This window comes from Kribbella sp. NBC_01245 (assembly GCF_036226525.1).
Taxonomy (GTDB): Bacteria; Actinomycetota; Actinomycetes; order Propionibacteriales; family Kribbellaceae; genus Kribbella.
In genome coordinates, this window is the sequence record NZ_CP108487.1 from 6,986,439 (window position 1) to 7,009,799 (window position 23,361).

At 66.1% G+C, this 23,361-nt stretch carries 37 protein-coding genes; all 37 read left to right on the forward strand.

Annotation, left to right across the window (positions count from 1 at the left end; all coding sequences use genetic code 11):
* The first annotated feature begins 63 nt into the window (after positions 1–63).
* The 37 genes from fusA (at position 64) to OG394_RS32095 (ending at position 23,352) form a co-directional block, all read left to right on the forward strand.
* Complete coding sequence (fusA, locus tag OG394_RS31915) at positions 64–2,124, forward strand: elongation factor G (RefSeq protein WP_442914315.1); 2,061 nt, start codon at positions 64–66, stop codon at positions 2,122–2,124.
* Between the two features lie 74 nt (positions 2,125–2,198).
* Positions 2,199–3,392 (forward strand): elongation factor Tu, encoded by a 1,194-nt coding sequence (tuf, locus tag OG394_RS31920; protein WP_328990882.1) that lies wholly within the window; start codon positions 2,199–2,201, stop codon positions 3,390–3,392.
* A 356-nt stretch (positions 3,393–3,748) separates the two neighbouring features.
* Positions 3,749–4,057: a 30S ribosomal protein S10 gene (rpsJ, locus tag OG394_RS31925; RefSeq protein WP_012923688.1), complete on the forward strand. Its 309-nt coding sequence runs from the start codon at positions 3,749–3,751 to the stop codon at positions 4,055–4,057.
* 17 nt (positions 4,058–4,074) lie between these two features.
* A complete protein-coding gene (gene rplC / locus OG394_RS31930; protein ID WP_328990883.1) occupies positions 4,075–4,731 on the forward strand; it encodes a 50S ribosomal protein L3 in 657 nt (218 codons plus the stop codon).
* Positions 4,728–5,420, forward strand: coding sequence for a 50S ribosomal protein L4 (gene rplD, locus OG394_RS31935; RefSeq protein WP_328990884.1), 693 nt, complete (start codon positions 4,728–4,730; stop codon positions 5,418–5,420). The genes rplC and rplD overlap by 4 nt, the downstream gene beginning before the upstream one ends.
* Positions 5,417–5,725, forward strand: coding sequence for a 50S ribosomal protein L23 (gene rplW, locus OG394_RS31940; RefSeq protein ID WP_328990885.1), 309 nt, complete (start codon positions 5,417–5,419; stop codon positions 5,723–5,725). Before rplD ends, rplW begins: the two co-directional genes overlap by 4 nt.
* Positions 5,725–6,558, forward strand: a complete 834-nt coding sequence (rplB, locus tag OG394_RS31945; protein WP_328990886.1) for a 50S ribosomal protein L2 — start codon at positions 5,725–5,727, stop codon at positions 6,556–6,558. Before rplW ends, rplB begins: the two co-directional genes overlap by 1 nt.
* Positions 6,559–6,573: 15 nt before the next feature.
* A complete protein-coding gene (rpsS, locus tag OG394_RS31950) occupies positions 6,574–6,855 on the forward strand; it encodes a 30S ribosomal protein S19 (RefSeq protein WP_012923683.1) in 282 nt (93 codons plus the stop codon).
* A 52-nt stretch (positions 6,856–6,907) separates the two neighbouring features.
* Positions 6,908–7,360, forward strand: a complete 453-nt coding sequence (gene rplV, locus OG394_RS31955; protein ID WP_328990887.1) for a 50S ribosomal protein L22 — start codon at positions 6,908–6,910, stop codon at positions 7,358–7,360.
* Entirely contained in the window at positions 7,360–8,208 is an 849-nt protein-coding gene (rpsC, locus tag OG394_RS31960; RefSeq protein ID WP_328990888.1) for a 30S ribosomal protein S3, read from the forward strand. Before rplV ends, rpsC begins: the two co-directional genes overlap by 1 nt.
* A gap of 3 nt (positions 8,209–8,211) precedes the next feature.
* On the forward strand, positions 8,212–8,631 hold the full coding sequence (gene rplP, locus OG394_RS31965; RefSeq protein WP_328990889.1) for a 50S ribosomal protein L16: 420 nt from the start codon (positions 8,212–8,214) through the stop codon (positions 8,629–8,631).
* On the forward strand, positions 8,631–8,930 hold the full coding sequence (gene rpmC, locus OG394_RS31970) for a 50S ribosomal protein L29 (protein WP_328990890.1): 300 nt from the start codon (positions 8,631–8,633) through the stop codon (positions 8,928–8,930). The genes rplP and rpmC overlap by 1 nt, the downstream gene beginning before the upstream one ends.
* On the forward strand, positions 8,927–9,223 hold the full coding sequence (gene rpsQ / locus OG394_RS31975) for a 30S ribosomal protein S17 (RefSeq protein ID WP_328990891.1): 297 nt from the start codon (positions 8,927–8,929) through the stop codon (positions 9,221–9,223). Before rpmC ends, rpsQ begins: the two co-directional genes overlap by 4 nt.
* An 88-nt stretch (positions 9,224–9,311) precedes the next feature.
* Positions 9,312–9,680 (forward strand): 50S ribosomal protein L14, encoded by a 369-nt coding sequence (gene rplN, locus OG394_RS31980; protein ID WP_020388099.1) that lies wholly within the window; start codon positions 9,312–9,314, stop codon positions 9,678–9,680.
* Between the two features lies 1 nt (position 9,681).
* Positions 9,682–10,092 (forward strand): 50S ribosomal protein L24, encoded by a 411-nt coding sequence (gene rplX, locus OG394_RS31985; protein ID WP_442914241.1) that lies wholly within the window; start codon positions 9,682–9,684, stop codon positions 10,090–10,092.
* Positions 10,092–10,664, forward strand: a complete 573-nt coding sequence (rplE, locus tag OG394_RS31990) for a 50S ribosomal protein L5 (protein ID WP_328990892.1) — start codon at positions 10,092–10,094, stop codon at positions 10,662–10,664. The genes rplX and rplE overlap by 1 nt, the downstream gene beginning before the upstream one ends.
* Position 10,665: 1 nt before the next feature.
* Complete coding sequence (locus OG394_RS31995; protein ID WP_328990893.1) at positions 10,666–10,851, forward strand: type Z 30S ribosomal protein S14; 186 nt, start codon at positions 10,666–10,668, stop codon at positions 10,849–10,851.
* Positions 10,852–10,954: 103 nt separating this feature from the next.
* Entirely contained in the window at positions 10,955–11,362 is a 408-nt protein-coding gene (gene rpsH / locus OG394_RS32000) for a 30S ribosomal protein S8 (protein WP_328990894.1), read from the forward strand.
* 28 nt (positions 11,363–11,390) lie between these two features.
* Positions 11,391–11,933, forward strand: coding sequence for a 50S ribosomal protein L6 (gene rplF / locus OG394_RS32005; protein ID WP_328990895.1), 543 nt, complete (start codon positions 11,391–11,393; stop codon positions 11,931–11,933).
* 2 nt (positions 11,934–11,935) lie between these two features.
* Positions 11,936–12,319, forward strand: a complete 384-nt coding sequence (gene rplR / locus OG394_RS32010) for a 50S ribosomal protein L18 (protein ID WP_328990896.1) — start codon at positions 11,936–11,938, stop codon at positions 12,317–12,319.
* 35 nt (positions 12,320–12,354) lie between these two features.
* The gene (rpsE, locus tag OG394_RS32015) at positions 12,355–12,954 is read left to right on the forward strand and encodes a 30S ribosomal protein S5 (RefSeq protein WP_328990897.1); all 600 of its coding nucleotides are present in this window, start codon (positions 12,355–12,357) and stop codon (positions 12,952–12,954) included.
* Positions 12,954–13,136, forward strand: coding sequence for a 50S ribosomal protein L30 (gene rpmD, locus OG394_RS32020; RefSeq protein ID WP_185448308.1), 183 nt, complete (start codon positions 12,954–12,956; stop codon positions 13,134–13,136). The genes rpsE and rpmD overlap by 1 nt, the downstream gene beginning before the upstream one ends.
* A gap of 1 nt (position 13,137) precedes the next feature.
* Positions 13,138–13,578, forward strand: a complete 441-nt coding sequence (gene rplO, locus OG394_RS32025) for a 50S ribosomal protein L15 (RefSeq protein WP_328990898.1) — start codon at positions 13,138–13,140, stop codon at positions 13,576–13,578.
* Between the two features lie 132 nt (positions 13,579–13,710).
* Positions 13,711–15,012, forward strand: coding sequence for a preprotein translocase subunit SecY (gene secY / locus OG394_RS32030; RefSeq protein WP_328990899.1), 1,302 nt, complete (start codon positions 13,711–13,713; stop codon positions 15,010–15,012).
* Complete coding sequence (locus tag OG394_RS32035; protein WP_328990900.1) at positions 15,012–15,584, forward strand: adenylate kinase; 573 nt, start codon at positions 15,012–15,014, stop codon at positions 15,582–15,584. The genes secY and OG394_RS32035 overlap by 1 nt, the downstream gene beginning before the upstream one ends.
* A gap of 14 nt (positions 15,585–15,598) precedes the next feature.
* Complete coding sequence (gene map, locus OG394_RS32040; protein WP_328990901.1) at positions 15,599–16,423, forward strand: type I methionyl aminopeptidase; 825 nt, start codon at positions 15,599–15,601, stop codon at positions 16,421–16,423.
* A 72-nt stretch (positions 16,424–16,495) separates the two neighbouring features.
* Positions 16,496–16,939: a DUF1707 SHOCT-like domain-containing protein gene (locus OG394_RS32045; protein WP_328990902.1), complete on the forward strand. Its 444-nt coding sequence runs from the start codon at positions 16,496–16,498 to the stop codon at positions 16,937–16,939.
* 2 nt (positions 16,940–16,941) lie between these two features.
* Positions 16,942–17,751, forward strand: coding sequence for a hypothetical protein (locus OG394_RS32050; RefSeq protein ID WP_328990903.1), 810 nt, complete (start codon positions 16,942–16,944; stop codon positions 17,749–17,751).
* A 214-nt stretch (positions 17,752–17,965) separates the two neighbouring features.
* On the forward strand, positions 17,966–18,187 hold the full coding sequence (infA, locus tag OG394_RS32055; protein WP_012923661.1) for a translation initiation factor IF-1: 222 nt from the start codon (positions 17,966–17,968) through the stop codon (positions 18,185–18,187).
* Between the two features lie 28 nt (positions 18,188–18,215).
* Positions 18,216–18,329 (forward strand): 50S ribosomal protein L36, encoded by a 114-nt coding sequence (gene rpmJ, locus OG394_RS32060; protein ID WP_008361054.1) that lies wholly within the window; start codon positions 18,216–18,218, stop codon positions 18,327–18,329.
* A gap of 185 nt (positions 18,330–18,514) precedes the next feature.
* Positions 18,515–18,886: a 30S ribosomal protein S13 gene (gene rpsM, locus OG394_RS32065; RefSeq protein ID WP_012923660.1), complete on the forward strand. Its 372-nt coding sequence runs from the start codon at positions 18,515–18,517 to the stop codon at positions 18,884–18,886.
* A gap of 59 nt (positions 18,887–18,945) precedes the next feature.
* A complete protein-coding gene (rpsK, locus tag OG394_RS32070) occupies positions 18,946–19,353 on the forward strand; it encodes a 30S ribosomal protein S11 (RefSeq protein ID WP_012923659.1) in 408 nt (135 codons plus the stop codon).
* A 23-nt stretch (positions 19,354–19,376) separates the two neighbouring features.
* A complete protein-coding gene (rpsD, locus tag OG394_RS32075) occupies positions 19,377–19,985 on the forward strand; it encodes a 30S ribosomal protein S4 (protein WP_328990904.1) in 609 nt (202 codons plus the stop codon).
* A 102-nt stretch (positions 19,986–20,087) separates the two neighbouring features.
* The gene (locus OG394_RS32080) at positions 20,088–21,113 is read left to right on the forward strand and encodes a DNA-directed RNA polymerase subunit alpha (protein WP_328990905.1); all 1,026 of its coding nucleotides are present in this window, start codon (positions 20,088–20,090) and stop codon (positions 21,111–21,113) included.
* A 56-nt stretch (positions 21,114–21,169) separates the two neighbouring features.
* The gene (rplQ, locus tag OG394_RS32085) at positions 21,170–21,868 is read left to right on the forward strand and encodes a 50S ribosomal protein L17, sunset domain variant (protein WP_328990906.1); all 699 of its coding nucleotides are present in this window, start codon (positions 21,170–21,172) and stop codon (positions 21,866–21,868) included.
* A gap of 85 nt (positions 21,869–21,953) precedes the next feature.
* Entirely contained in the window at positions 21,954–22,763 is an 810-nt protein-coding gene (gene truA / locus OG394_RS32090) for a tRNA pseudouridine(38-40) synthase TruA (protein WP_328990907.1), read from the forward strand.
* The gene (locus OG394_RS32095) at positions 22,756–23,352 is read left to right on the forward strand and encodes a class I SAM-dependent methyltransferase (RefSeq protein ID WP_328990908.1); all 597 of its coding nucleotides are present in this window, start codon (positions 22,756–22,758) and stop codon (positions 23,350–23,352) included. Before truA ends, OG394_RS32095 begins: the two co-directional genes overlap by 8 nt.
* The last annotated feature ends 9 nt before the right edge of the window (positions 23,353–23,361 follow it).

Genomic DNA, 23,361 nt, shown 5'->3' on the forward strand with positions numbered 1-23,361 from the left:
TAGACCACCGAGGTGGCCGTAGACATCACCACCGACCTGAGCAAGGTCCGCAACATCGGCATCATGGCGCACATCGACGCCGGTAAGACGACGACGACTGAGCGGATCCTGTTCTACACCGGTATCAACTACAAGATCGGTGAGGTCCACGAGGGCGCCGCCACGATGGACTGGATGGAGCAGGAGCAGGAGCGCGGCATCACCATCACGTCCGCCGCGACGACCTGCACCTGGAAAGACCACACCATCAACATCATCGACACCCCGGGCCACGTCGACTTCACCGTCGAGGTGGAGCGCTCGCTGCGCGTCCTCGACGGTGCCGTCGCGGTGTTCGACGGCGTCGCCGGTGTGGAGCCGCAGTCGGAGACCGTGTGGCGTCAGGCCGACCGCTACGGCGTGCCGCGGATCTGCTTCGTGAACAAGCTGGACCGGACCGGTGCCGAGTTCATGCGCTGTGTCGACATGATCGTCGACCGGCTGGCCGCGACGCCGCTGGTGCTGCAGCTGCCGATCGGGTCCGAGGCCGACTTCATCGGCGTCGTCGACCTGGTCGGGATGCGCGCGCTGACCTGGCGTGGCGAGACCACCATCGGTGAGGACTACACGGTCGAGGAGATCCCGGCCACGCACACCGAGGCCGCCGCCGAGTGGCACGACAAGCTGGTCGAGACGCTGGCCGAGGCCGACGACGAGATCATGGAGATGTACCTGGAGGGGCAGGCCCCGACCCAGGAGCAGCTCGTCGCGGGTATCCGTCGCGCCACGCTGGCCAGCAAGATCACCCCGGTCCTGACCGGTACGGCGTTCAAGAACAAGGGCGTTCAGCCCCTGCTCGACGCCGTCAACGCGTACCTGCCGAGCCCGGTCGACGTACCGGACATCGAGGGTCACGACGTCAAGGACCCCGAGGTCGTCGTCCACCGCAAGCCGATGGACTCCGAGCCGTTCGCGGCCCTGGCGTACAAGATCGCCGCTGACCCGCACCTGGGCAAGCTGACCTTCCTGCGCGTCTACTCGGGCAAGCTCGAGACCGGCACCCAGGTCCTGAACCCCACCAAGGGGCGCAAGGAGCGGATCGGCAAGATCTACCGAATGCACGCGAACAAGCGTGAGGAGATCGCGTCGGTCGGCGCCGGCCACATCGTCGCCGTGATGGGTCTGAAGGACACCACCACCGGTGAGACGCTGTGCGACACGAACAAGCCGGTCGTGCTGGAGTCGATGACCTTCCCGGCCCCGGTGATCTCGGTCGCCATCGAGCCGAAGTCGAAGGGCGACCAGGAGAAGCTGGGCGTCGCGATTCAGCGGCTCGCCGAGGAGGACCCGACCTTCCAGGTCCGGACCGACGAGGACACCGGCCAGACGATCATCGCCGGTATGGGTGAGCTGCACCTGGAGATCCTGGTCGACCGGATGAAGCGCGAGTTCCGCGTCGAGGCCAACGTCGGCAAGCCCCAGGTGGCCTACCGCGAGACCATCAAGAAGAAGGTCGAGAAGATCGACTACACGCACAAGAAGCAGACCGGTGGTTCAGGTCAGTTCGCGCGTGTGATCATCGACATCGAGCCCACCAGCGTCGAGGCCGGCGGTGATGGCGGTTACGAGTTCGTGAACGCCGTGACCGGTGGCCGCATCCCCCGGGAGTACATCCCGTCGGTGGATGAGGGCGCCCAGGAGGCGATGGAGTTCGGCGTGCTCGCCGGATACCCGATGGTGGATGTCAAGGTGACGCTGCGAGACGGCGCCTACCACGACGTCGACTCGTCGGAACTCGCCTTCAAGATCGCCGGTTCGATGGCCTTCAAGGACGCGGCTCGCCGCGCCACCCCGGTCATCCTCGAGCCGATGTTCGCGGTCGAGGTCACGACACCCGAGGCTTACATGGGTGAAGTGATCGGCGACCTCAACTCACGCCGCGGCCAGATCCAGTCGATGGACGAAGGCCCCGGTGGCAGCCGGGTCGTCAAGGCCCTGGTGCCGTTGTCGGAGATGTTCGGGTATGTCGGTGACCTGCGTTCCAAGACTCAGGGCCGCGCGTCTTACTCGATGCAGTTCGATTCCTACGCCGAGGTTCCGAAGAACGTGGCGGAAGAGATCATCAAGAAGGCTCGGGGCGAGTAGTAGTTTCTCTCTCGTTCCGGACTAACCACCCAAAGCGTCGTACGGCGTAGTCAACATTTTCCAGGAGGGCCCCAGTGGCTAAGGCGAAGTTCGAGCGGACTAAGCCGCACGTCAACATCGGCACCATCGGTCACATCGACCACGGTAAGACCACTCTTACCGCGGCGATCACCAAGGTGCTGCACGACAAGTACCCGGACCTCAACGAGGCGTCGGCCTTCGATCAGATCGACAAGGCTCCTGAGGAGCGTCAGCGCGGTATCACCATCTCGATCGCGCACGTCGAGTACCAGACCGAGGCCCGGCACTACGCCCACGTTGACTGCCCCGGGCACGCGGACTACATCAAGAACATGATCACCGGTGCCGCGCAGATGGACGGTGCGATTCTGGTCGTCGCCGCCACCGACGGCCCGATGCCGCAGACCCGTGAGCACGTGCTGCTCGCGCGTCAGGTCGGCGTGCCGGCCATGGTCGTCGCGCTGAACAAGTGCGACATGGTCGACGACGAGGAGATCCTGGAGCTCGTCGAGCTCGAGGTTCGTGAGCTCCTCAGCGAGCAGGAGTTCGACGGCGACAACGCCCCGATCGTCCAGGTCGCGGCCCACCCGGCTCTGCAGGGTGACGCCAAGTGGGGCGAGTCGATCATCAAGCTGATGGATGCGGTGGACAACTACATCCCGCAGCCGGAGCGCGAGATCGACAAGCCGTTCCTGATGCCGGTGGAGGACGTCTTCACCATCACGGGTCGCGGTACGGTCATCACCGGCCGGATCGAGCGCGGTGTCGTCAAGGTCAACGAGACCGTCGACATCGTCGGTATCCGCCCGGAGAAGCAGACCACCACGGTGACCGGTATCGAGATGTTCCGGAAGCTGCTGGACGAGGGCCAGGCCGGTGAGAACGTCGGTCTGCTGCTTCGCGGTACGAAGCGTGAAGACGTCGAGCGCGGCATGGTCGTCATCAAGCCGGGCACCACGACGCCGCACACGAACTTCGAGGCGTCGGTCTACATCCTCTCCAAGGAGGAGGGCGGCCGTCACACGCCGTTCTTCCAGAACTACCGCCCGCAGTTCTACTTCCGCACCACCGACGTGACCGGTGTCGTTACCCTCCCCGAGGGCACCGAGATGGTCATGCCGGGCGACAACACCGACATGACGGTCGAGCTGATCCAGCCGATCGCCATGGAGGAGAACCTGAAGTTCGCGATCCGTGAAGGTGGCCGCACCGTCGGCGCCGGCCGGGTCACCAAGATCATCAAGTGATCTGACGAGGTCCGCGAGGGCTCCACACCGAGCCTTCGCGGACCTCTGCTTTGCGCCTGGATCGACGGTGAAATCGCCGTAGATCCGGGTGTGAGGCCCCCGATTGGCATTCCGATGCCGATCTCTGGCACAATATCCAGGTTGCTCAGGCGAGGCCGCCGGGGCGCGCTGCGGGTCGATTCACGACCAGCGGTGGCGCCGGACCGGAGACCATGCCGAGGTTCCGGTCCGAGACCGGGCCCCGATCTCCTATCCCGGGAAATCTGTGTGCTGACGCGCGTGCCGCGTCCGCGACACACCCGACCGCGGGGGTCGGAGCAACGCAACGAAGACGAAGAGAAGGACGAAGCGAAGCGATGGCGGGACAGAAGATCCGCATCCGGCTGAAGGCCTACGACCACGAGGTCATCGACAGTTCGGCGCGCAAGATCGTCGACACGGTGACGCGTACTGGTGCGAAGGTTGCTGGCCCGGTGCCGTTGCCGACGGAAAAGAACGTGTTCTGCGTCATCCGCTCGCCGCACAAATACAAGGACAGCCGCGAGCACTTCGAGATGCGCACCCACAAGCGGCTCATCGACATCATCGACCCCACGCCGAAGACGGTTGACTCGCTGATGCGTCTCGACCTGCCGGCCGGTGTCGACATCGAGATCAAGCTCTGAGGGAAACGCAGAAACCAATGAGCATTCAAAAGAACACGCGAGGTCTGCTGGGCACCAAGCTCGGTATGACCCAGACCTGGGACGAGAACAACCGTGTCGTCCCCGTCACCGTGATCCAGGCCGGTCCGTGCGTGGTGACCGAGGTGAAGACCTCGGCGAGCCACGGCTACGACGGCGTGCAGATCGCTTTCGGCGACATCGACCCGCGCAAGGTGAACAAGCCCATGCGGGGCCACTTCGACAAGGCCGGTGTGACTCCCCGCCGCCACCTGCTCGAGCTGCGGACCGCTGACGCCAGCGAGTACACGCTCGGCCAGGAGATCACCGCCGAGGCGTTCGCCGCCGGCGAGATCGTCGATGTCTCGGCCACCAGCAAGGGCAAGGGCTTCGCCGGTGTGATGAAGCGTCACGGCTTCCACGGTCTCCGCGCGACGCACGGTGTGCACAAGAAGCACCGCTCGCCGGGTTCCATCGGCGGCTGCGCGACCCCCGGTCGCGTTTTCAAGGGTCTGAAGATGGCCGGCCGGATGGGCAACGAGAAGGTCACCACGCAGAACGTGACGGTCCACGGGATCGACACCGAGCGCGGCCTGATCCTGCTCAAGGGCGCCGTCCCCGGTCCCAAGGGCGGCCTCGTGCTGATCCGCAACGCCGCGAAGGGAGCCACCAAATGAGCACCGTTGACGTCGTCGTCGTGAAGGGCGACAAGGTCAGCAAGAAGGGCTCCGTTGAGCTCCCCGCCGAGCTGTTCGACGTCCAGGTCAACATCCCGTTGATCCACCAGGTCGTCGTGGCCCAGCTCGCCGCGGCCCGCCAGGGTACGCACAAGGTGAAGACTCGCGCCGAGGTCTCTGGTGGTGGCGCCAAGCCGTACCGCCAGAAGGGCACCGGCCGCGCGCGCCAGGGTTCGACCCGTGCGCCGCAGTTCACCGGTGGTGGCGTTGTGCACGGCCCCACGCCGCGCGACTACAGCCAGCGGACCCCCAAGAAGATGAAGGTCGCCGCGCTTCGCGGTGCGCTTTCGGACCGTGCCCGTGAAGGTCGCGTTCACGTCGTCGAGCAGTTCGGCGCCGCGGACAAGCCCAACACGAAGCTCGCGCTCAAGGTGCTGGACGGCATCACCGACCGCGCCAAGGCGCTGGTCGTGCTCGAGCGTGGCGAGGACTTCGCCTGGCTGAGCCTGCGCAACGTGCCGAACGTGCACCTGATCGCCGCCGACCAGCTGAACCCGTACGACGTGCTCTGCGCGGACGACGTGATCTTCACGCGCGCCGCTTTCGACGCCTTTGTCGCCGGTACGCCGAAGGGGAAGTCGGTCAAGGCGACCGCGACCCAGACCGAGGCTGAGGAGGTCGAGGCATGAGCCACCACGGAGTGAACAAGGACCCGCGGGACATCCTGCTGCGGCCGGTCGTGAGCGAGAAGAGCTACGGCCTGCTGGATGAGCAGAAGTACACCTTCGAGGTGGCGCCCGACGCCAACAAGACCGAGATCAAGCTCGCGGTCGAGAAGGTGTTCAGCGTTCGCGTGAAGAACGTCAACACGATCAACCGCAAGGGCAAGCGTCGCCGTACTCGTAACGGCTGGGGCAAGCGTGCGGACACCAAGCGAGCGATTGTCAGCCTCTCGGGCGACGACCGCATCGACATCTTCGGAGGCCAGTCGTAATGGGTATCCGCAAATACAAGCCGACAACGCCGGGCCGTCGTGGCTCCAGCGTGGCCGACTTCGTCGAGCTCACCCGTTCGACCCCCGAGAAGTCGCTGCTCCGGCCGCTGCCCAAGAAGGGTGGCCGGAACGCCTCCGGCAAGATCACCGCTCGTCACCACGGTGGCGGTCACAAGCGGGCTTACCGCGTGATCGACTTCAAGCGGTACGACAAGGACGGCGTGCCGGCCAAGGTCGCGCACATCGAGTACGACCCGAACCGCACCGCGCGGATCGCGCTGCTGCACTACGCGGACGGCGAGAAGCGCTACATCCTCGCCCCGGCGAAGCTGGAGCAGGGCACGGTCATCGAGAACGGGCCGACCGCTGACATCAAGGTCGGCAACAACCTGGCGCTGCGCAACATCCCGGTCGGTTCCACGGTTCACGCCGTCGAGCTGCGCCCGGGTGGTGGCGCCAAGATGGCCCGTTCCGCCGGTGCGAGCGTCCAGCTGGTCGCCAAGGAAGGCAAGATGGCGACCCTCCGGATGCCGTCCGGTGAGGTCCGTCTGGTCGATGTCCGCTGCCGCGCCACCCTCGGTGAGGTCGGCAACGGCGAGCAGTCGAACATCAACTGGGGCAAGGCCGGCCGGATGCGCTGGAAGGGCAAGCGCCCGACCGTCCGTGGTGTCGCCATGAACCCGGTCGACCACCCGCACGGTGGTGGTGAGGGTAAGACCTCGGGTGGTCGTCACCCGGTGTCGCCGTGGGGTAAGCCTGAGGGTCGCACCCGCACCCGCAAGGAAAGCGACCGCATGATCGTCCGGCGCCGCAAGGCCGGCAAGAAGCGCTGATAGGGAGCCGGACAGATGCCACGCAGCCTCAAGAAAGGCCCGTTCGTCGACCACCACCTGATGAAGAAGGTGGAGGTGCAGAACGAAAAGGGCACCAAGAATGTCATCAAGACCTGGTCTCGCCGATCGATGATCGTGCCGGACATGATCGGTCACACGCTCGCGGTGCACGACGGTCGCAAGCACGTGCCGGTGTTCGTGACGGACGCGATGGTCGGGCACAAGCTCGGCGAGTTCGCCCCGACCCGGACGTTCAAGGGTCACGAAAAAGACGACCGCAAGGCACGGCGTCGCTGACGCCCAGCGTCAACGACGAAGCGAATAGCACCCGACGGAGAGATCGAACATCATGAGCGTTATGGAGCGTAGGGCCACCAGTGCCCGTCGCGAGAGCCTGTTGGGCGACGAGCCCGGGGCCTTCGCGGTCGCGCGCTTCGTCCGCGTGACGCCGATGAAGGCGCGTCGCGTGGTCGACCTAGTGCGCGGCATGGGCGTCGACGACGCACTCGCCACTCTGAAGTTCGCCCCGCAGGCCGCTGCCGCGACCGTGTACAAGGTCGTCGACAGCGCCGTGGCGAACGCCGAGAGCACCGAGCACCTGAGCCGGGCCGACCTGGTCGTGTCGCAGGCCTTCGTGGACGAGGGACCGACGCTGAAGCGTCACCGCCCCCGTGCACAGGGACGCGCCACCCGGATCGACAAGCGGACCAGCCACATCACCGTGGTCGTGGCCCCGCGCGTCGAGGCCGAGCCCGCGAAGCCGGCCGAGAAGGCCGCTGAGAAGAAGGGCAGGACCCGATAGTGGGCCAGAAGGTAAACCCGCACGGGTTCCGTCTGGGTATCAGCACGGATCACAAGAGCCGCTGGTACGCCGACAAGCTTTACCGGGACTACGTGGGCGAGGACGTCAAGATCCGCCGCCTGCTGGGCAAGGGCATGGAGCGCGCCGGTATCTCCCGCGTGGAGATCGAGCGCACCCGTGACCGGGTCCGCGTGGACATCCACACCGCCCGTCCGGGCATCGTCATCGGTCGCCGCGGCGCCGAGGCCGACCGGATCCGGGGCAGCCTCGAGGAGCTCACCGGCAAGCAGGTGCAGCTGAACATCCTCGAGGTCAAGAACGGTGAGACCGACGCGCAGCTCGTCGCGCAGGGCGTGGCCGAGCAGCTGTCGGGCCGGGTCGCGTTCCGTCGTGCGATGCGCAAGGCGATGCAGACCACCATGCGGGCCGGTGCCCTCGGCATCCGGATCCAGTGCTCCGGCCGTCTCGGCGGCGCCGAGATGTCCCGCTCGGAGTTCTACCGCGAGGGTCGCGTTCCGCTGCACACGCTGCGTGCGGACATCGACTACGGCTTCTACGAGGCCCGTACGACTTTCGGCCGCATCGGCGTGAAGGTCTGGATCTACAAGGGCGATGTGTCCGGTAGCCGCGCCGAGCGGGAGGCGCAGGCTGCTGCCCGCGCCGCCACGCAGGGTCGTGGCCGTCCGGCTCGCCGTGACGGCGCCGGTGGTGGCCGTGGTGGCGAGCGCGGCGGTGACCGTGGCGGTCGCCGTGATGACCGTCGTGACGGTGGCGCGGCCAAGGCCGAGGCCCCCAAGGCTGACGCGCCGGCCGAGAAGCCGGCCGAGACGACCGGAACGGAGAGCTGACCCATGCTCATCCCCCGCAAGGTCAAGCACCGCAAGCAGCACCACCCGAAGCGTTCGGGTGCGGCTAAGGGCGGGACGACGCTGGCCTTCGGTGACTTCGGCATCCAGGCATTGGAGAGCCACTACGTCACCAACCGTCAGATCGAGTCCGCTCGTATCGCGATGACCCGGCACATCAAGCGTGGCGGAAAGGTCTGGATCAACATCTACCCGGACCGCCCGCTGACCAAGAAGCCGGCCGAAACCCGGATGGGTTCCGGTAAGGGTTCGCCCGAGTGGTGGATCGCGAACGTCAAGACCGGTCGCGTCATGTTCGAGCTTTCGGGTGTGTCGGAAGACGTCGCCCGTGAGGCCATGCGCCGCGCGATCCACAAGTTGCCGATGAAGTGCCGCTTCATCACCCGAGAGGCAGGTGAGAACTGATGGCCATCCTGAGCGCCGCCGAGTTGCGGAACCTCAGCAAGAACGAATTGCTGGAGAAGCTGGGTAACGCCAAGGAGGAGTTGTTCAACCTCCGGTTCCAGGCTGCCACCGGACAGCTGGAGTCGCACGGCCGGCTGCGGGCCGTCCGCAAGGACATCGCCCGGATCTACACGGTGCTGACCGAGCGTGCGCTCGGTATCACCGAAGAGGTCGACGCGGATGTCGCGCCGACCGAGAACGCAGCCGACGTCGAGACTGACGCCGACGCCGAAAAGGCTGAGGCCGGGAGCAAGGCATGACCGAGAACACAGCTAAGGACGACGCCGTGACCACTGTCGAGGCGCGCGGCCGCCGCAAGACCCGTGAGGGTCTGGTGCTGAGCGACAAGATGGACAAGACCGTGACCGTCGAGGTCGAGGACCGGGTCAAGCACAAGCTGTACGGCAAGGTCATCCGCCGCACCAGCAAGCTGAAGGCTCACGACGAGCAGAACGCCGCCGGCATCGGCGACCGCGTCCTCCTGATGGAGACCCGGCCGCTGTCCGCCACCAAGCGTTGGCGCGTCGTCGAGATCCTCGAGAAGGCCAAGTAATTTCAGGCCCGGCAGTACCCATCCGAATTATTCGTTCCGCAAGGCTCACCCAAGGTGAGAACCGGCGAGACAACCAGGAGATAAACCGATGATCCAGCAGGAGTCGCGACTGAAAGTCGCCGACAACACGGGTGCCAAGGAGATCTTGTGCATCCGCGTTCTCGGTGGCTCCGGTCGGCGCTACGCCGGTGTCGGCGACACGATCGTCGCCACCGTCAAGGACGCGATCCCCGGCGGCGGTGTCAAGAAGGGCGACGTCGTGAAGGCCGTCATCGTGCGCACCGTGAAGGAGCGCCGGCGTCCGGACGGCTCCTACATCCGGTTCGACGAGAACGCCGCGGTGATCTTGAAGGCCGATGGCGAGCCGCGCGGTACCCGCATCTTCGGGCCGGTCGGCCGGGAGCTGCGCGAGAAGAAGTTCATGAAGATCATCTCGCTCGCTCCGGAGGTGCTCTGAGATGGGCCAGAAAGCACAGGCCAAGGTGCAGCGTTCGCTGCACGTGAAGAAGGGCGATGTCGTTCGCGTCATCGCCGGCAAGTCCAAGGGGCTCGAGGGCAAGATCATTCAGGTCCTGCCCGAGGCTGAGAAGGTCATCGTCGAAGGCGTGAACCGGGTCAAGAAGCACACCAAGGTGCAGCAGGCCCAGCGCGGCGGCACCACTGGTGGCATCGTCACGCAGGAGGCACCGATCCACGTCTCCAACGTGATGCTGCTGGTCGAGGTCACCGACGAGGACGGCAAGAAGCGCAAGGTCACCACTCGCGTGGGTTACAACCGCGTCGAGGTGCAGAAGCGCCGCCCCGACGGTTCGACGTACACCGGGTTCCGCAGCGTGCGTATCGCGCGCCGCACCGGCGAGGAGATCTGATGACGACCGCGACGACGGAGACCAAGCAGGTCCCGCGGCTGAAGACCAAGTACCGCGAAGAGATCCTTCCGGCGCTCCGTGAGGAGTTCCAGTTCGAGAACGTCATGCAGGTGCCCGGGCTCACCAAGATCGTGGTGAACATGGGTGTCGGCGAGGCGGCTCGTGACTCGAAGCTGATCGACGGCGCGGTGAAGGATCTGGCGGCGATCACCGGGCAGAAGCCCCAGGTGACCAAGGCCCGTAAGTCGATCGCGCAGTTCAAGCTGCGTGAGGGCATGCCGATCGGTGCGCACGTCACGCTGCGCGGCGACCGGATGTGGGAGTTCCTGGACCGGCTGCTCGCCCTGGCGCTGCCGCGGATCCGTGACTTCCGGGGCCTGTCGAGCAAGCAGTTCGACGGCAACGGCAACTACACCTTCGGTCTGACCGAGCAGGTGATGTTCCACGAGATCAACCAGGACAAGATCGACCGGGTGCGCGGTATGGACATCACCGTGGTGACCACCGCCAAGAACGACGACGAGGGGCGCGCGCTGCTGCGGCAGCTCGGCTTCCCGTTCAAGGAGAACTGACGTGGCGAAGACAGCACTCATTGTCAAGCAGGCCCGGAAGCCGAAGTTCGCGGTTCGCGGTTACACCCGCTGCCAGCGCTGCGGTCGGCCCAAGGCGGTCTTCCGCAAGTTCGGCCTCTGCCGGATCTGCTTGCGTGAAATGGCGCACCGCGGCGAGCTGCCCGGTGTCACCAAGTCCAGCTGGTGAATCCAGCCGGTCGCTGTTCCAGCACTGAATTCTTCAATCGAAACCATCTAGTCACCGTAGGTCGCCGGCTGGCGAAACCACGGCGGGAAAGAGGCCCCAGGCCATGACGATGACCGACCCGATCGCAGACATGTTGACACGTCTGCGCAACGCCAACCAGGCGTATCACGAGTCGACCCAGATGCCGTACAGCAAGATCAAGCAGGGTATCGCCGACATCCTCCAGCAGGAGGGCTACATCTCGGCCTACAAGGTCGAGGAGCCGAAAGAAGGCGCCGTCGGCAAGACCCTGGTGGTCGACCTGAAGTTCGGTCCGAGCCGTGAGCGCTCGATCGCGGGTGTCCGCCGGATCAGCAAGCCTGGTCTGCGGGTTTACGCGAAGTCGACCAACCTGCCCAAGGTGCTCGGTGGCCTGGGCGTCGCGATCATCTCGACGTCACAGGGACTGCTCACGGACAAGCAGGCCAAGAACAAGGGCGTAGGCGGAGAAGTTCTCGCCTACGTCTGGTGACGGAAGAACCGGAAGGAGGACCCCAGTCATGTCTCGCATTGGCAAGCTCCCGATCACGGTCCCGTCCGGCGTCGACGTCACGATCGACGGCCAGACGGTCACGGTGAAGGGCCCCAAGGGCACGCTCTCGCACATCGTTGCGGAGCCCATCGTTGTCGCCCGGGACGAGAACGGCACGCTTGCCGTTTCGCGCCCGAACGAGCAGCGCAAGAGCAAGGAACTGCACGGCCTGTCGCGCACGCTGGTCCACAACATGGTGGTCGGCGTGACGGACGGCTACGAGAAGAAGCTCGAGATCGTCGGCGTTGGTTACCGGGTGCTCGCAAAGGGCCCGACCCAGCTGGAGTTCTCGCTCGGCTACAGCCACACGATCACGGTGGACGCCCCTGAGGGCATCACCTTCGTGGTGGAGACGCCGACCAAGTTCTCGGTGCAGGGAATCGACAAGCAGTCGGTCGGCGAGGTCGCTGCCAACATCCGTAAGCTGCGCAAGCCTGAGCCCTACAAGGGCAAGGGCGTGCGGTATGCGGGCGAGCAGGTTCGCCGCAAGGTCGGAAAGGCTGGTAAGTAGTCATGGCCATCGGTCTGCGTGCGAACAAGCACACCGCGAAGAAGACCGCATCGCGTCTGCGTCGTCAGATGCGCGTGCGCAAGAAGGTCAACGGGACGGCCGAGCGGCCGCGCCTGGTGGTCACCAAGTCGTCGAGGCACCTGTTCGCTCAGGTCATCGACGATGTGGCCGGCGTCACCGTCGCGTCTGCTTCCACCATGGAAGCCGACCTGCGCAGTGCCGACGCCAACAAGACTGACAAGGCCAAGACGGTCGGCGGATTGCTCGCCGAGCGGGCGAAGGCCGCAGGCGTCGACACGGTCGTTTTCGACCGGGCCGGCAACAAGTACCACGGCCGCATCGCGGCCCTAGCTGATGCCGCTCGTGAGGGCGGCCTCGGCTTCTGACCGGCGACACAAACACAGGAAGAGGGTAGTTCGACATGAGCGGAGGCCAGCAGCGTCGCGGAGGCGGCGCCGGTGGTGAGCGCCGTGGCCGCGACGGTGGTCGTGGTGCGGCAGCTGACAAGACCGCCTACATCGAGCGCGTGGTAGCCATCAACCGTGTCGCCAAGGTCGTGAAGGGTGGTCGACGCTTCAGCTTCACCGCCCTCGTGGTCGTTGGTGACGGTGATGGCACCGTCGGTGTGGGTTATGGCAAGGCCAAGGAGGTGCCCGCGGCGATCGCCAAGGGTGTCGAGGAGGCCAAGAAGTCGTTCTTCAAGGTGCCGAGGATCCAGGGCACCATCCCGCACCCGGTGCAGGGGGAGAAGGCTGCCGGCGTGGTTATGCTGCGCCCGGCCGCTCCCGGTACCGGTGTGATCGCGGGTGGTTCGGCGCGCGCGGTTCTCGAGTGCGCCGGGATCCACGACATCCTCAGCAAGTCGCTGGGCTCGTCCAACGCGATCAACGTGGTGCACGCCACCGTTGCCGCGCTGCGCAGCCTGGAGACCCCGGAGGCCGTGGCTGCTCGCCGTGGTCTGCCGGTCGAGCACGTCGCTCCTGCGGCACTGCTGAAGGCGCGGGCGGAGGCGGTTTCCTGATGGCACGCTTGAAGGTCACCCAGACCCGTTCCGGCATCGGTGGCAAGCAGAACCAGCGCGACACGCTGCGCACCTTGGGCGTCAAGCGGATCGGCGATGTCGCCGTCCACGATGACCGTCCCGAGATTCGCGGTATGGTGCGCGCGGTTCGCCACCTCATCACCGTCGAGGAGGTCGACTGATATGACGCTCAAGGTTCATCACCTGCGTCCGGCTCCCGGTGCCAAGACCGCCAAGACCCGTGTGGGTCGTGGTGAAGGCAGCAAGGGTAAGACGGCCGGCCGCGGTACCAAGGGCAGCAAGGCCCGTAACAACATCCCCGAGCACTTCGAGGGTGGGCAGATGCCGCTGCACATGCGGCTGCCGAAGCTGAAGGGCTTCAAGAACAGGAACAAGGTCGAGTTCCAGGTCGTTAACCTGGAGAAGCTCGGTCAGCTCTTCCCGGAAGCGACCGAGGTCGGCGTTGCCGATCTCGTCGCCAAGGGTGCGGTCCGCGCAGGTCGCCCGGTGAAGGTGCTGGGCGACGGCGAACTGACCGTTGCTCTTCAGGTTTCGGTGCACAAGTTCTCGCAGTCCGCCAAGGAGAAGATCGCGGCGGCCGGGGGATCCACCACCGAGGTGTGAATTGACCAGGGCTCGTGCGGACGCGGGTGATGTTATTGTCACGCGGTGTTCCGGACGAGCCCTGGTTCGTCTCTTGCCCAGCTGTGTTAGGCCCTGCCACCCTCGGGTGCGGGAAACTTGTGGGAGGACAGGGTGTTAGGCGCCTTCGCCAATGCGTTCAAGACTCCGGACCTGCGCCGGAAGATCTTCTTCGTACTTTTCATCGTCGTGATCTTCAGGATCGGGTCGGTCGTGCCGGCCCCCGGGGTCAACGTTCAGTCTCTGGACACCTGCATCAAGCAGACCCAGGGCGGGGAGAACGCGAACCTCTACAGCCTGATCAACTTGTTCTCCGGTGGGGCACTGCTCCAGCTCGCGATCTTCGCGCTGGGCATCATGCCGTACATCACCGCGAGCATCATCCTCCAGCTGCTCACCGTGGTGATCCCGCGGCTCGAGACGCTGAAGAAGGAGGGTCAGGCCGGTCAGACCAAGATCACCCAGTACACCCGGTTCCTGACCGTCGGTCTGGCCATCCTGCAGGCGACCGCCTTCGTTGCGCTCGCGCGGACGCCCGGCCAGCTGTTCCAGGGCTGTAACCTGCCGTTGCTCTACGACGACGGCTGGTTCCCGGTGACGGTGATGGTGCTGACCATGACCGCCGGTACCGGTGTGGTCATGTGGCTCGGCGAGCTGATCACCGACCGTGGTGTCGGTAACGGTATGTCGATCCTGATCTTCACCCAGATCGTCGCCACCTTCCCGACCCAGCTGTGGAACATCCGCAAGCAAAAGGGTCTCGGCGTCTTCTTCATGGTGATCGTGATCGGTCTGATCATCATGGCCGCGGTCATCTTCATCGAGCAGGCGCAGCGCCGCATCCCGGTGCAGTACGCGAAGCGCATGGTCGGCCGGAAGATGTTCGGCGGCACCTCGACGTACATTCCGCTGAAGGTCAACCAGGCCGGCGTCATCCCGGTCATCTTCGCCTCCAGCCTGATGTATCTACCCGTGCTCGTCAGTCAGTTCCGAAAAGACGAGAAATGGGCGCAGTGGATCCAGACGAACTTCGTTCGCGGTGACCACCCGTACTACATGATCGCCTTCGTCGGCCTGATCATCTTCTTCACCTACTTCTACGTCTCGATCACCTTCAACCCGAAGGAGGTCGCGGACAACATGAAGAAGTACGGCGGCTTCATTCCGGGTATCCGGGCCGGTCGGCCGACCGAGGAGTACCTGAAGTACGTGCTGGACCGGATCACCTTCCCGGGTGCGATCTACCTGGCGATCATCTCGTTGATCCCCTTGATCGCGCTGGTTCTCGTCGATGCGAGCCAGAGCTTCCCGTTCGGTGGAACCTCGATCCTGATCATGGTGGGCGTCGGTCTCGACACCGTGAAGCAGATCGAGAGCCAGTTGCAGCAGCGTAACTACGAAGGGTTCTTGCGCTGATGAGAATGTTGCTGATGGGCCCGCCGGGCGCGGGTAAGGGGACGCAGGCCAAGGTTCTGGCCGAGCGTCTTGGGATCCCGGCTGTCTCCACCGGCGACATCTTCCGGGCCAACGTGAAAGACCAGACCGAGCTCGGCCTCGAGGCCAAGCGCTACATGGACGCCGGGGACTACGTGCCCGACGAGGTCACCAACGCGATGGTTCGCGACCGGCTCTCCGAGGCGGACGCCGATCCTGGCTTCCTCCTGGACGGCTACCCCCGCACGGTGGCCCAGGTCGGCACGCTCGACGAGATCCTGGCCGAGCACGGTCACAAGCTCGACGCCGTCGTGGCGCTCACCGCGGACACCGAGGTACTGGTGGACCGGATGCTGCGCCGCGCCAAGGTCGAGGGCCGCAGCGACGACTCCGAGGACGTCGTCCGGCACCGCCAGGAGGTGTACGCCGCGGAGACCGCTCCGCTGCTGCAGGTGTACGCCGAGCGCGGCTTGCTGGTCGAGGTCGACGGCGTGGGCGAGATCGACGAGGTCAGCGAGCGCGTGCTGACCGCCCTGAAGACGCTCGAGAATTGATTGCGTGATCTGCAGTGATCTTTAAGGACCGCGGGATCGAGATCAAAACCCGCGAACAGATCATCTCCATGCGTGCGGCCGGTCTGGTGGTCGGCCGCACGCTGGAGTTGCTGCGCGGCGAGGTCCGGCCCGGTATCAGTACCGGTGAGCTGGACAAGATCGCCGAGGACAGCATCCGGTCGGCCGGCGCGACGCCCTCGTTCAAGGGCTACCACGGCTTCACCGGTTCGATCTGTGCCTCGGTGAACGACGAGATCGTGCATGGCATCCCGGGGGACCGGGTGCTGGCCGAAGGCGACCTGATCTCGATCGACTGCGGCGCCATCGTGGACGGCTGGCACGGCGATGCGGCCATCACGGTGCCCGTGGGCGAGGTCGACCCGGCCCTGCTGGAGCTGGCCCGGGTCTGCGAGGAGTCGATGTGGCGCGGGTTCGCCGCCGCCAAGTTGGGCGGGCGACTGACGGACATCTCCGCGGCCGTCGAGCAGCACGTGCGGTCGCAGTCCGAGTACGGCATCGTCACGGACTTCGTCGGCCACGGCATCGGTTCGGCCATGCACCAGCCGCCGAACGTGCCCAACTTCGGGCGTGCGGGCCGTGGGCCGAAGCTGGTCGAGGGCCTGGCCCTGGCCGTTGAGCCGATGCTCACCCTCGGCAAGCAGGACAACCACACCCTGGAAGACGACTGGACCGTGGTGACCGATGACGGTCAGGCCGCGGCCCACACCGAGCACACGTTCACGCTGACCCCGCAGGGGCCGTGGATCCTGACCGCCCTCGATGGCGGTGCGGCCAAACTGGCCGAGCTCGGCATCACCTGCGGCGCCCTGATCGACTGACCGCAGGGTTTCCACCCGGCGTCCACCATCAGGGGGACGCCAACGCTCCCACGCCTGAGGCAGACTGGTCGTATGCCCAGCAAGTACCAGCCTCACGAGCGTTTCAGCGAGACCGACCGCGACAAGATCGCGGGCCGGTTGCGGGACGCCTTCGCCGACGGGCGGCTGGACCAGCCCGAGTTCAACGCCCGGCTGGACCGTCTCTACTCCAGCCAGACGTACGGCGAACTGGAGCCGCTGGTGCGGGACCTCCCGCCGGTCCGCACGCACGCCACCCCGGCCGTCGCCCGCCAGGCCACGCCGGCCCCGGCGCCGGGCACCTTCCCGGAGCGCCCCAAGGAGAAGCACCCCGTCCTCGCGGCCGCGGGCGGTTTCGGCTCGATCGTGCTGATCAACGTGCTGATCTGGTTCGTTATCGGGCTTGCCGGCGGCGGTCACTGGCCGCACTTCTGGCCCGTCTGGCTGCTCATCCCGTGGGGCGTCATCACCCTCGGCGCGCTCGGGAAGCGCCGCTGACAGTGGGCTCGTCCGAACGAACCGGCATCCGGCCGGTATGGCAGCCTGGCGGCACCTGGCGATTCCGGCAGGTGTCCTGCCTGGTCCTGGTGCTCTGGGTCGGCGTAGGGCTGCCGGCGGTCGCTCTGGTCGCCGTGTTCGCGCGCGACGCCGCCATCTGGGCCGTGCCGGTCTGGCTGCTCGGCCTGATCGCCTTCCCGCTCGCCATCGGCCTCCTCGGTGCGAGGTTGCAGCGCGCCTGGCGGCGGGAGGCGGCCCGGCGGGGATGGACGTACGCGGCGACGGCTCCGGAGCTCAAGGCCCGCTGGCCGTTCATGCCGTTCACCGCCGACCCGGAGCCCGAGGTCGTCGAGGTCACCAGCGGCGTACATCGTGGTCGCCGGTTCTGGCTGGGCCGGTTCCGGTTCGGGCTGGGCGATACGAAGGTCGCGTTCGACTTCATCGATCTGGAGATCGACCGCCCGCTGCCGGCGATGCAGATCGCGCCGGAGTCGCTGACCGGCCTGGTCGCGCCGGGCCTGCGTCCACTCGACCTGCACCTGGAGAGTGCCGAGTTCAACGACCGCTACCGGCTCGTGCGCGGTGAGCCCGCGACGGTGCACGCCGTACTGCATCCGCGCGTGATGACCGTCCTGCTCTCCGTTCAGCCGTTCGGGTTCGTGACACACGGCGATCGGTTCGTCGCCCTGATGCCGTCCTTCCGGAAGCCTGAGACGATCCTGGCGCAGCTGGACGCGGCCTGTGACATCCTCGAGCTGATGCCCGAGCACATCTGGCGGGCAGGCGAATCAGGGGCCACACCCATACCCTGAGCGGCGGGCCGGCACCCCGATTGGATTCCCGCGTGTCGTTCGCGTAAACTCTTTCCTTGGCCCTTTGTGGGCTCTGTTCATGCTGCCCGCGGCTGCTCGATGACGGCGCTTCTCGCTCCGGACGTCGGGAGGGCAATTCGTGTTCCAGAGCGTCCAGGTGGCCGTGCTTTACCCGTACGAAACCCTGTCAAGTCGTCTACAGAAGTGCGAGGACATGCCCAAAAAAGAGGGAGTTATCGAACTCGAGGGCACCATCGTCGAGGCCCTGCCGAACGCGATGTTCCGTGTTGAGCTGTCCAACGGGCACAAGGTGCTCGCGCACATCAGCGGCAAGATGAGGCAGCACTACATCCGGATCCTTCCTGAGGACCGGGTCGTCGTGGAGCTGTCGCCGTACGACCTCACCAGAGGTCGCATCGTCTACCGGTACAAGTAACCACCCACCTGTCGAAGAAAGAAGCTCGATGAAGGTCAATCCGAGCGTCAAGAAGATCTGCGACAAGTGCAAGGTGATCCGCCGTCACGGCCGGGTCATGGTGATCTGCGAGAACCCGCGGCACAAGCAGCGGCAAGGCTGATTCAGCCCAGCTCGAAGCATCACGGCACTTTCGCACCACAACGCGCATGCTCATCCGGCTCAGGCTGGATGTCGCCCCCGGAACAGAGGCCGGGGCCCTGCTGGTGAAGACAACCTGAGACTCACCAAGGCGGGCAGGGACGCAGCGCGTCACCACACCTCTGCCGACGAAAGGAACACCGCCACATGGCACGCCTCGTAGGCGTCGACCTCCCGCGCGACAAGCGCATCGAGGTCGCCCTCACCTACATCTTCGGTGTAGGTCGTACTCGCGCCCTGAAGACTCTGGAAGCGACCGGTATCTCCGGTGACAAGCGCGTCCACGAGCTGGGTGACGAGGAGCTGGTGAAGCTCCGGGACTGGATCGAAGGCAACTACAAGATCGAAGGTGACCTCCGTCGTGAGGTGACCGCGGACATTCGCCGCAAGATCGAGATCGGGTCGTACCAGGGTCGCCGGCACCGCAGCGGTCTGCCGGTGCGTGGTCAGCGCACGCGCACCAACGCCCGCAGCCGTAAGGGTCGTCGTAAGGCGATCGCCGGCAAGAAGAAGAAGTGACCCGGATGACCCTCGTCCTCGACCCCGCCTTTGCTGACACAGCCAGGAGCAACTGACTTATGCCTCCCAAGAGCCGCACAGCGGCCGGCGCCAAGAAGGTGCGCCGCAAGGAGAAGAAGAACGTGGCCGCCGGCCACGCGCACATCAAGAGCACGTTCAACAACACGATCGTGACGATCACCGACCCGACCGGTGCGGTCATCTCGTGGGCCTCCGCCGGCACCGTCGGCTTCAAGGGCTCGCGCAAGTCGACCCCGTTCGCCGCGCAGATGGCCGCCGAGGCCGCTGGGCGTCGCGCGATGGAGCACGGCATGCGCAAGATCGACGTCTTCGTGAAGGGTCCCGGCTCCGGCCGTGAGACCGCGATCCGTTCGCTGGGTGCCGTCGGCCTCGAGGTCGGCACCATCCAGGACGTCACCCCGACCGCCCACAACGGATGCCGTCCGCCCAAGCGGCGCCGGGTCTGACCCAGAGAGGAAGGTAGCGAATAATGGCCCGTTATACCGGTCCTATGACCAAGAAGTCGCGCCGTCTCGGGGTTGACCTCGTCGGTGGCGACAAGGCTTTCGAGCGTCGTCCGTACCCGCCGGGTATGCACGGCCGCGGCCGTCCCAAGGAGAGCGAGTACCTGCTTCAGCTCCGTGAGAAGCAGAAGGCCCGTTTCGCCTACGGCGTGCTGGAGAAGCAGTTCAGCCTGTACTACAAGGAGGCCTCGCGGCGTCCTGGTAAGACCGGTGACAACCTGCTGATCATCCTCGAGTCCCGCCTCGACAACGTCGTGTACCGCGCCGGTCTGGCCCGTACCCGTCGTCAGGCGCGTCAGCTCGTCGTGCACGGTCACTTCACCGTGAACGGCATCAAGGTGAACATCCCGTCGTACCGCGTCGCCGCGCACGACGTGATCGACGTCCGGCCGAAGTCGGTCGAGATGACCCCGTTCATCATCGCCAGGGAGACCCACTCGGAGCGAGTGGTGCCCGCTTGGCTGGAGGCGCTGCCCGAGCGGCTGCGCATCCTGGTGCACCAGCTGCCCACCCGGGCGCAGATCGACACTCAGGTCGCAGAGCACCTGATCGTCGAGCTCTACTCGAAGAACTAGCAGTGTTCCGGCCTGGGCCAGGTGGCCCAGGCCGGATCTTCGAGGGAAATACCGTTCGCGGCCTCAAATAGTGGTCGTCGCGAGACAGAAGGAAGTCCTGAAGTGCTTATTGCCCAGCGCCCCACACTGACCGAAGAGGTCGTCGACGAGCACCGCTCGCGGTTCGTGATCGAGCCGCTCGAGCCCGGTTTCGGCTACACCCTCGGCAACTCCATTCGCCGTACGTTGCTGTCCTCCATCCCGGGCGCGGCCGTCACCAGCATCAAGGTCGACGGTGTGCTGCACGAGTTCTCCACCGTCGCCGGTGTGAAGGAAGACGCGACGCAGCTGATCCTGAACCTGAAGGACCTGGTCGTCTCCTCCGAGCACGACGAGCCCGTCACCATGTACCTGCGCAAGCAGGGCCCCGGTGACGTCACCGCCGCGGACATCGCGCCGCCGGCCGGTGTCGAGGTGCACAACCCGGACCTGAAGATCGCCACCCTGAACGAGAAGGGCCGGCTCGAGATGGAGCTGGTCGTCGAGCGTGGCCGTGGCTACGTGTCCGCCGTGCAGAACAAGTCGGCGGACGCCGAGATCGGCCGCATGCCGGTCGACTCGATCTACTCGCCGGTCCTCAAGGTGACCTACAAGGTCGAGGCCACTCGGGTTGAGCAGCGCACCGACTTCGACCGTCTCGTCGTGGACGTCGAGACCAAGCCGTCGATGCTGCCGCGCGACGCCGTCGCCTCCGCCGGTAAGACCCTGGTCGAGCTGTTCGGTCTGGCCCGCGAGCTGAACGTCGAGGCCGAGGGCATCGACATCGGCCCGTCGCCGGTCGACGAGCAGATGGCGGCCGACCTGGCCCTGCCGGTCGAGGACCTGCAGCTGACCGTCCGGTCGTACAACTGCCTCAAGCGTGAGGGCATCCACACCGTGGGTGAACTGATCTCGCGCAGCGAGCAGGACCTGCTGGACATCCGGAACTTCGGCTCCAAGTCGATCGACGAGGTCAAGCTGAAGCTGGCCGAGATGGGCCTGTCGCTGAAGGACTCGCCCCCCGGGTTCGACCTGCGCGCCGCAGCTGAGGCGTACGGCGAGGACAGCGAGGACGAGGACGAGAGCTTCGCCGAGACCGAGCAGTACTGAGCCGATCCGTTGCGGGTCGTTCGACCGGCAGCATCAAACATCTTCTGGAGTAAGAAATGCCTACCCCCACAAAGGGCACCCGTCTCGGTGGCAGCCCGGCGCACCAGCGGCTGATCCTCAGCAACCTGGCGACGTCGCTGTTCGAGCACGGTGCGATCACCACCACGCAGACCAAGGCCAAGCGCCTCCAGCCGCTGGCTGAGGACCTGATCAGCAAGGCCAAGCGTGGCGACCTGAACTCGCGCCGCCAGGTGATGAAGCGGATCCGCAACAAGACGGTCGTGCACGTCCTGTTCACGGAGATCGGTGAGCGCTTCGCCGACCGTCCGGGTGGTTACACCCGGATCATCAAGCTCGGCCCCCGCAAGGGCGACAACGCCCCCATGGTCCGGATCGAGCTGGTCGAGTCGATGGCGGACGCCGCCGCGGCGAAGGCCGACGCGAAGCCCGCCAAGAAGGCCGCCGCCAAGAAGGCTCCGGCCAAGAAGGCCGCTGCTGACAAGGCTGAGGTCGTCGAGACCGCTGAGACCGCCGACGCCGCCGTCGAGAAGTACGGCGACGACGCGCACGCCCCGCTCGAGGATGGTTCGGCGCCCGAGGGCTTCGACATCAAGGGCAACGAGGACTCGATGAAGTACCACGCGCCGGATGGCCAGTGGTACGAGCAGACCAAGGCCGAGGTGTGGTTCCGCACCGAGGACGCCGCCAAGGCTGCTGGTTTCACGAAGGCCGGTGCCTCGTCCGACGACGAGTGACCTGAAGTTCCACCTGACAACGCCCCCTCCTGGTGAGGGGGCGTTGTCGCGTCCTGTCACTGTCACGGCCGTGTAGCGTGCTCCTGTGCGCTGGCGGATCGACTTGAGGTACGACGGGACCGGATTCCACGGTTGGGCCCGTCAGGGGCCGCTCAGGACCGTTCAGGGGGTGCTGGAGGATTCGCTCCGCACCATTCTGCGAGTTCCGGACGCTCCGGCCGTCACTTGTGCCGGGCGGACCGATACCGGCGTCCACGCTCGCGGTCAGGTCGTGCACGTCGATCTGGAGACCGAGATGCCCGGGCGTGAGCTGCAGCGGCGGCTCAACGGTGTGCTGCCGCCCGATGTCGCGGTCACCTCGGTCGCGCCGGCCCCGGCCGGGTTCGACGCCCGCTTCTCGGCGCTGGCCCGCCGGTACGTGTACCGGATCTGCGACGACCAGGGCCTTTGGGATCCGCTGACGCGCCACGTGATGCTGCGAGTGCCGCGCCCGCTGGACATCGACCGGATGAACGAGGCGGCCGGCAAACTCCTCGGCGAGCACGACTTCGCCGCGTTCTGCCGGCGCCGCGAGGGCGCGAGCACGGTCCGGGCCCTGCTGGAGTTCCACTGGCGGCGGACCGACGCAGGCGCGGTCGAGGGTACGGTCATCGCCGACGCGTTCTGCCATTCGATGGTCCGCGCGCTGGTCGGCTCGATGATCCCGGTCGGGGATGGTCGCCGCGAGCCGGACTGGCCGGCCGCCGTACTGGCTTCCCGGGCGCGCGACTCGGCCGTGACGGTGGTCGCCGCGGCCGGGCTGACCCTGGAGGAAGTGATGTATCCCGCGGACGCCGATCTGGCCGCGCGGGCGGTCGAGGCCCGTCAGGTGCGGGGAGAGGTTCACCATGGCTGACCAGTACTTCTCGGCAGACCCGACGTCCGCCGACGTACGGCGTACCGTGCGGGCGCGGATCTGGGAGCGCGAGTACGAGTTCAGTACGTCGGCCGGCGTCTTCTCGCGCGACCGCCTCGACCTCGGTACGTCGGTGCTCCTGCGCGAGGTGGAGCCGGACTGCGAAGGCGGCACGCTGCTCGACCTCGGCTGCGGGTACGGACCGATCGCCTGCGCCCTGGCCACCGAGGTGGACGCGGCCGACGTATGGGCCGTCGACGTCAACAGCCGGGCCCTCGAGCTGACCGCGGCCAACGCGAAGGCGCTCGGCGTCGACGTCCGGGTGGCGTTGCCGGACGACGTACCGGCGGAGGTGTCGTTCGACCGGATCTGGTCCAACCCGGCCATCCGGATCGGCAAACCCGAACTGCACAAGATGCTGCTGCGCTGGCTGCCCCGGCTGAAACCCGATGGCGTGGCCTGGCTGGTGGTCGGCAAGAACCTCGGCGCCGACTCCCTGCAGCGCTGGCTCACCGACCAGGGCTTTCCCGCCACCCGGCACGCGAGCGCGAAGGGCTTCCGCGTACTTCGCGTAACTCGCGGCGTTTAGCTGCAACGA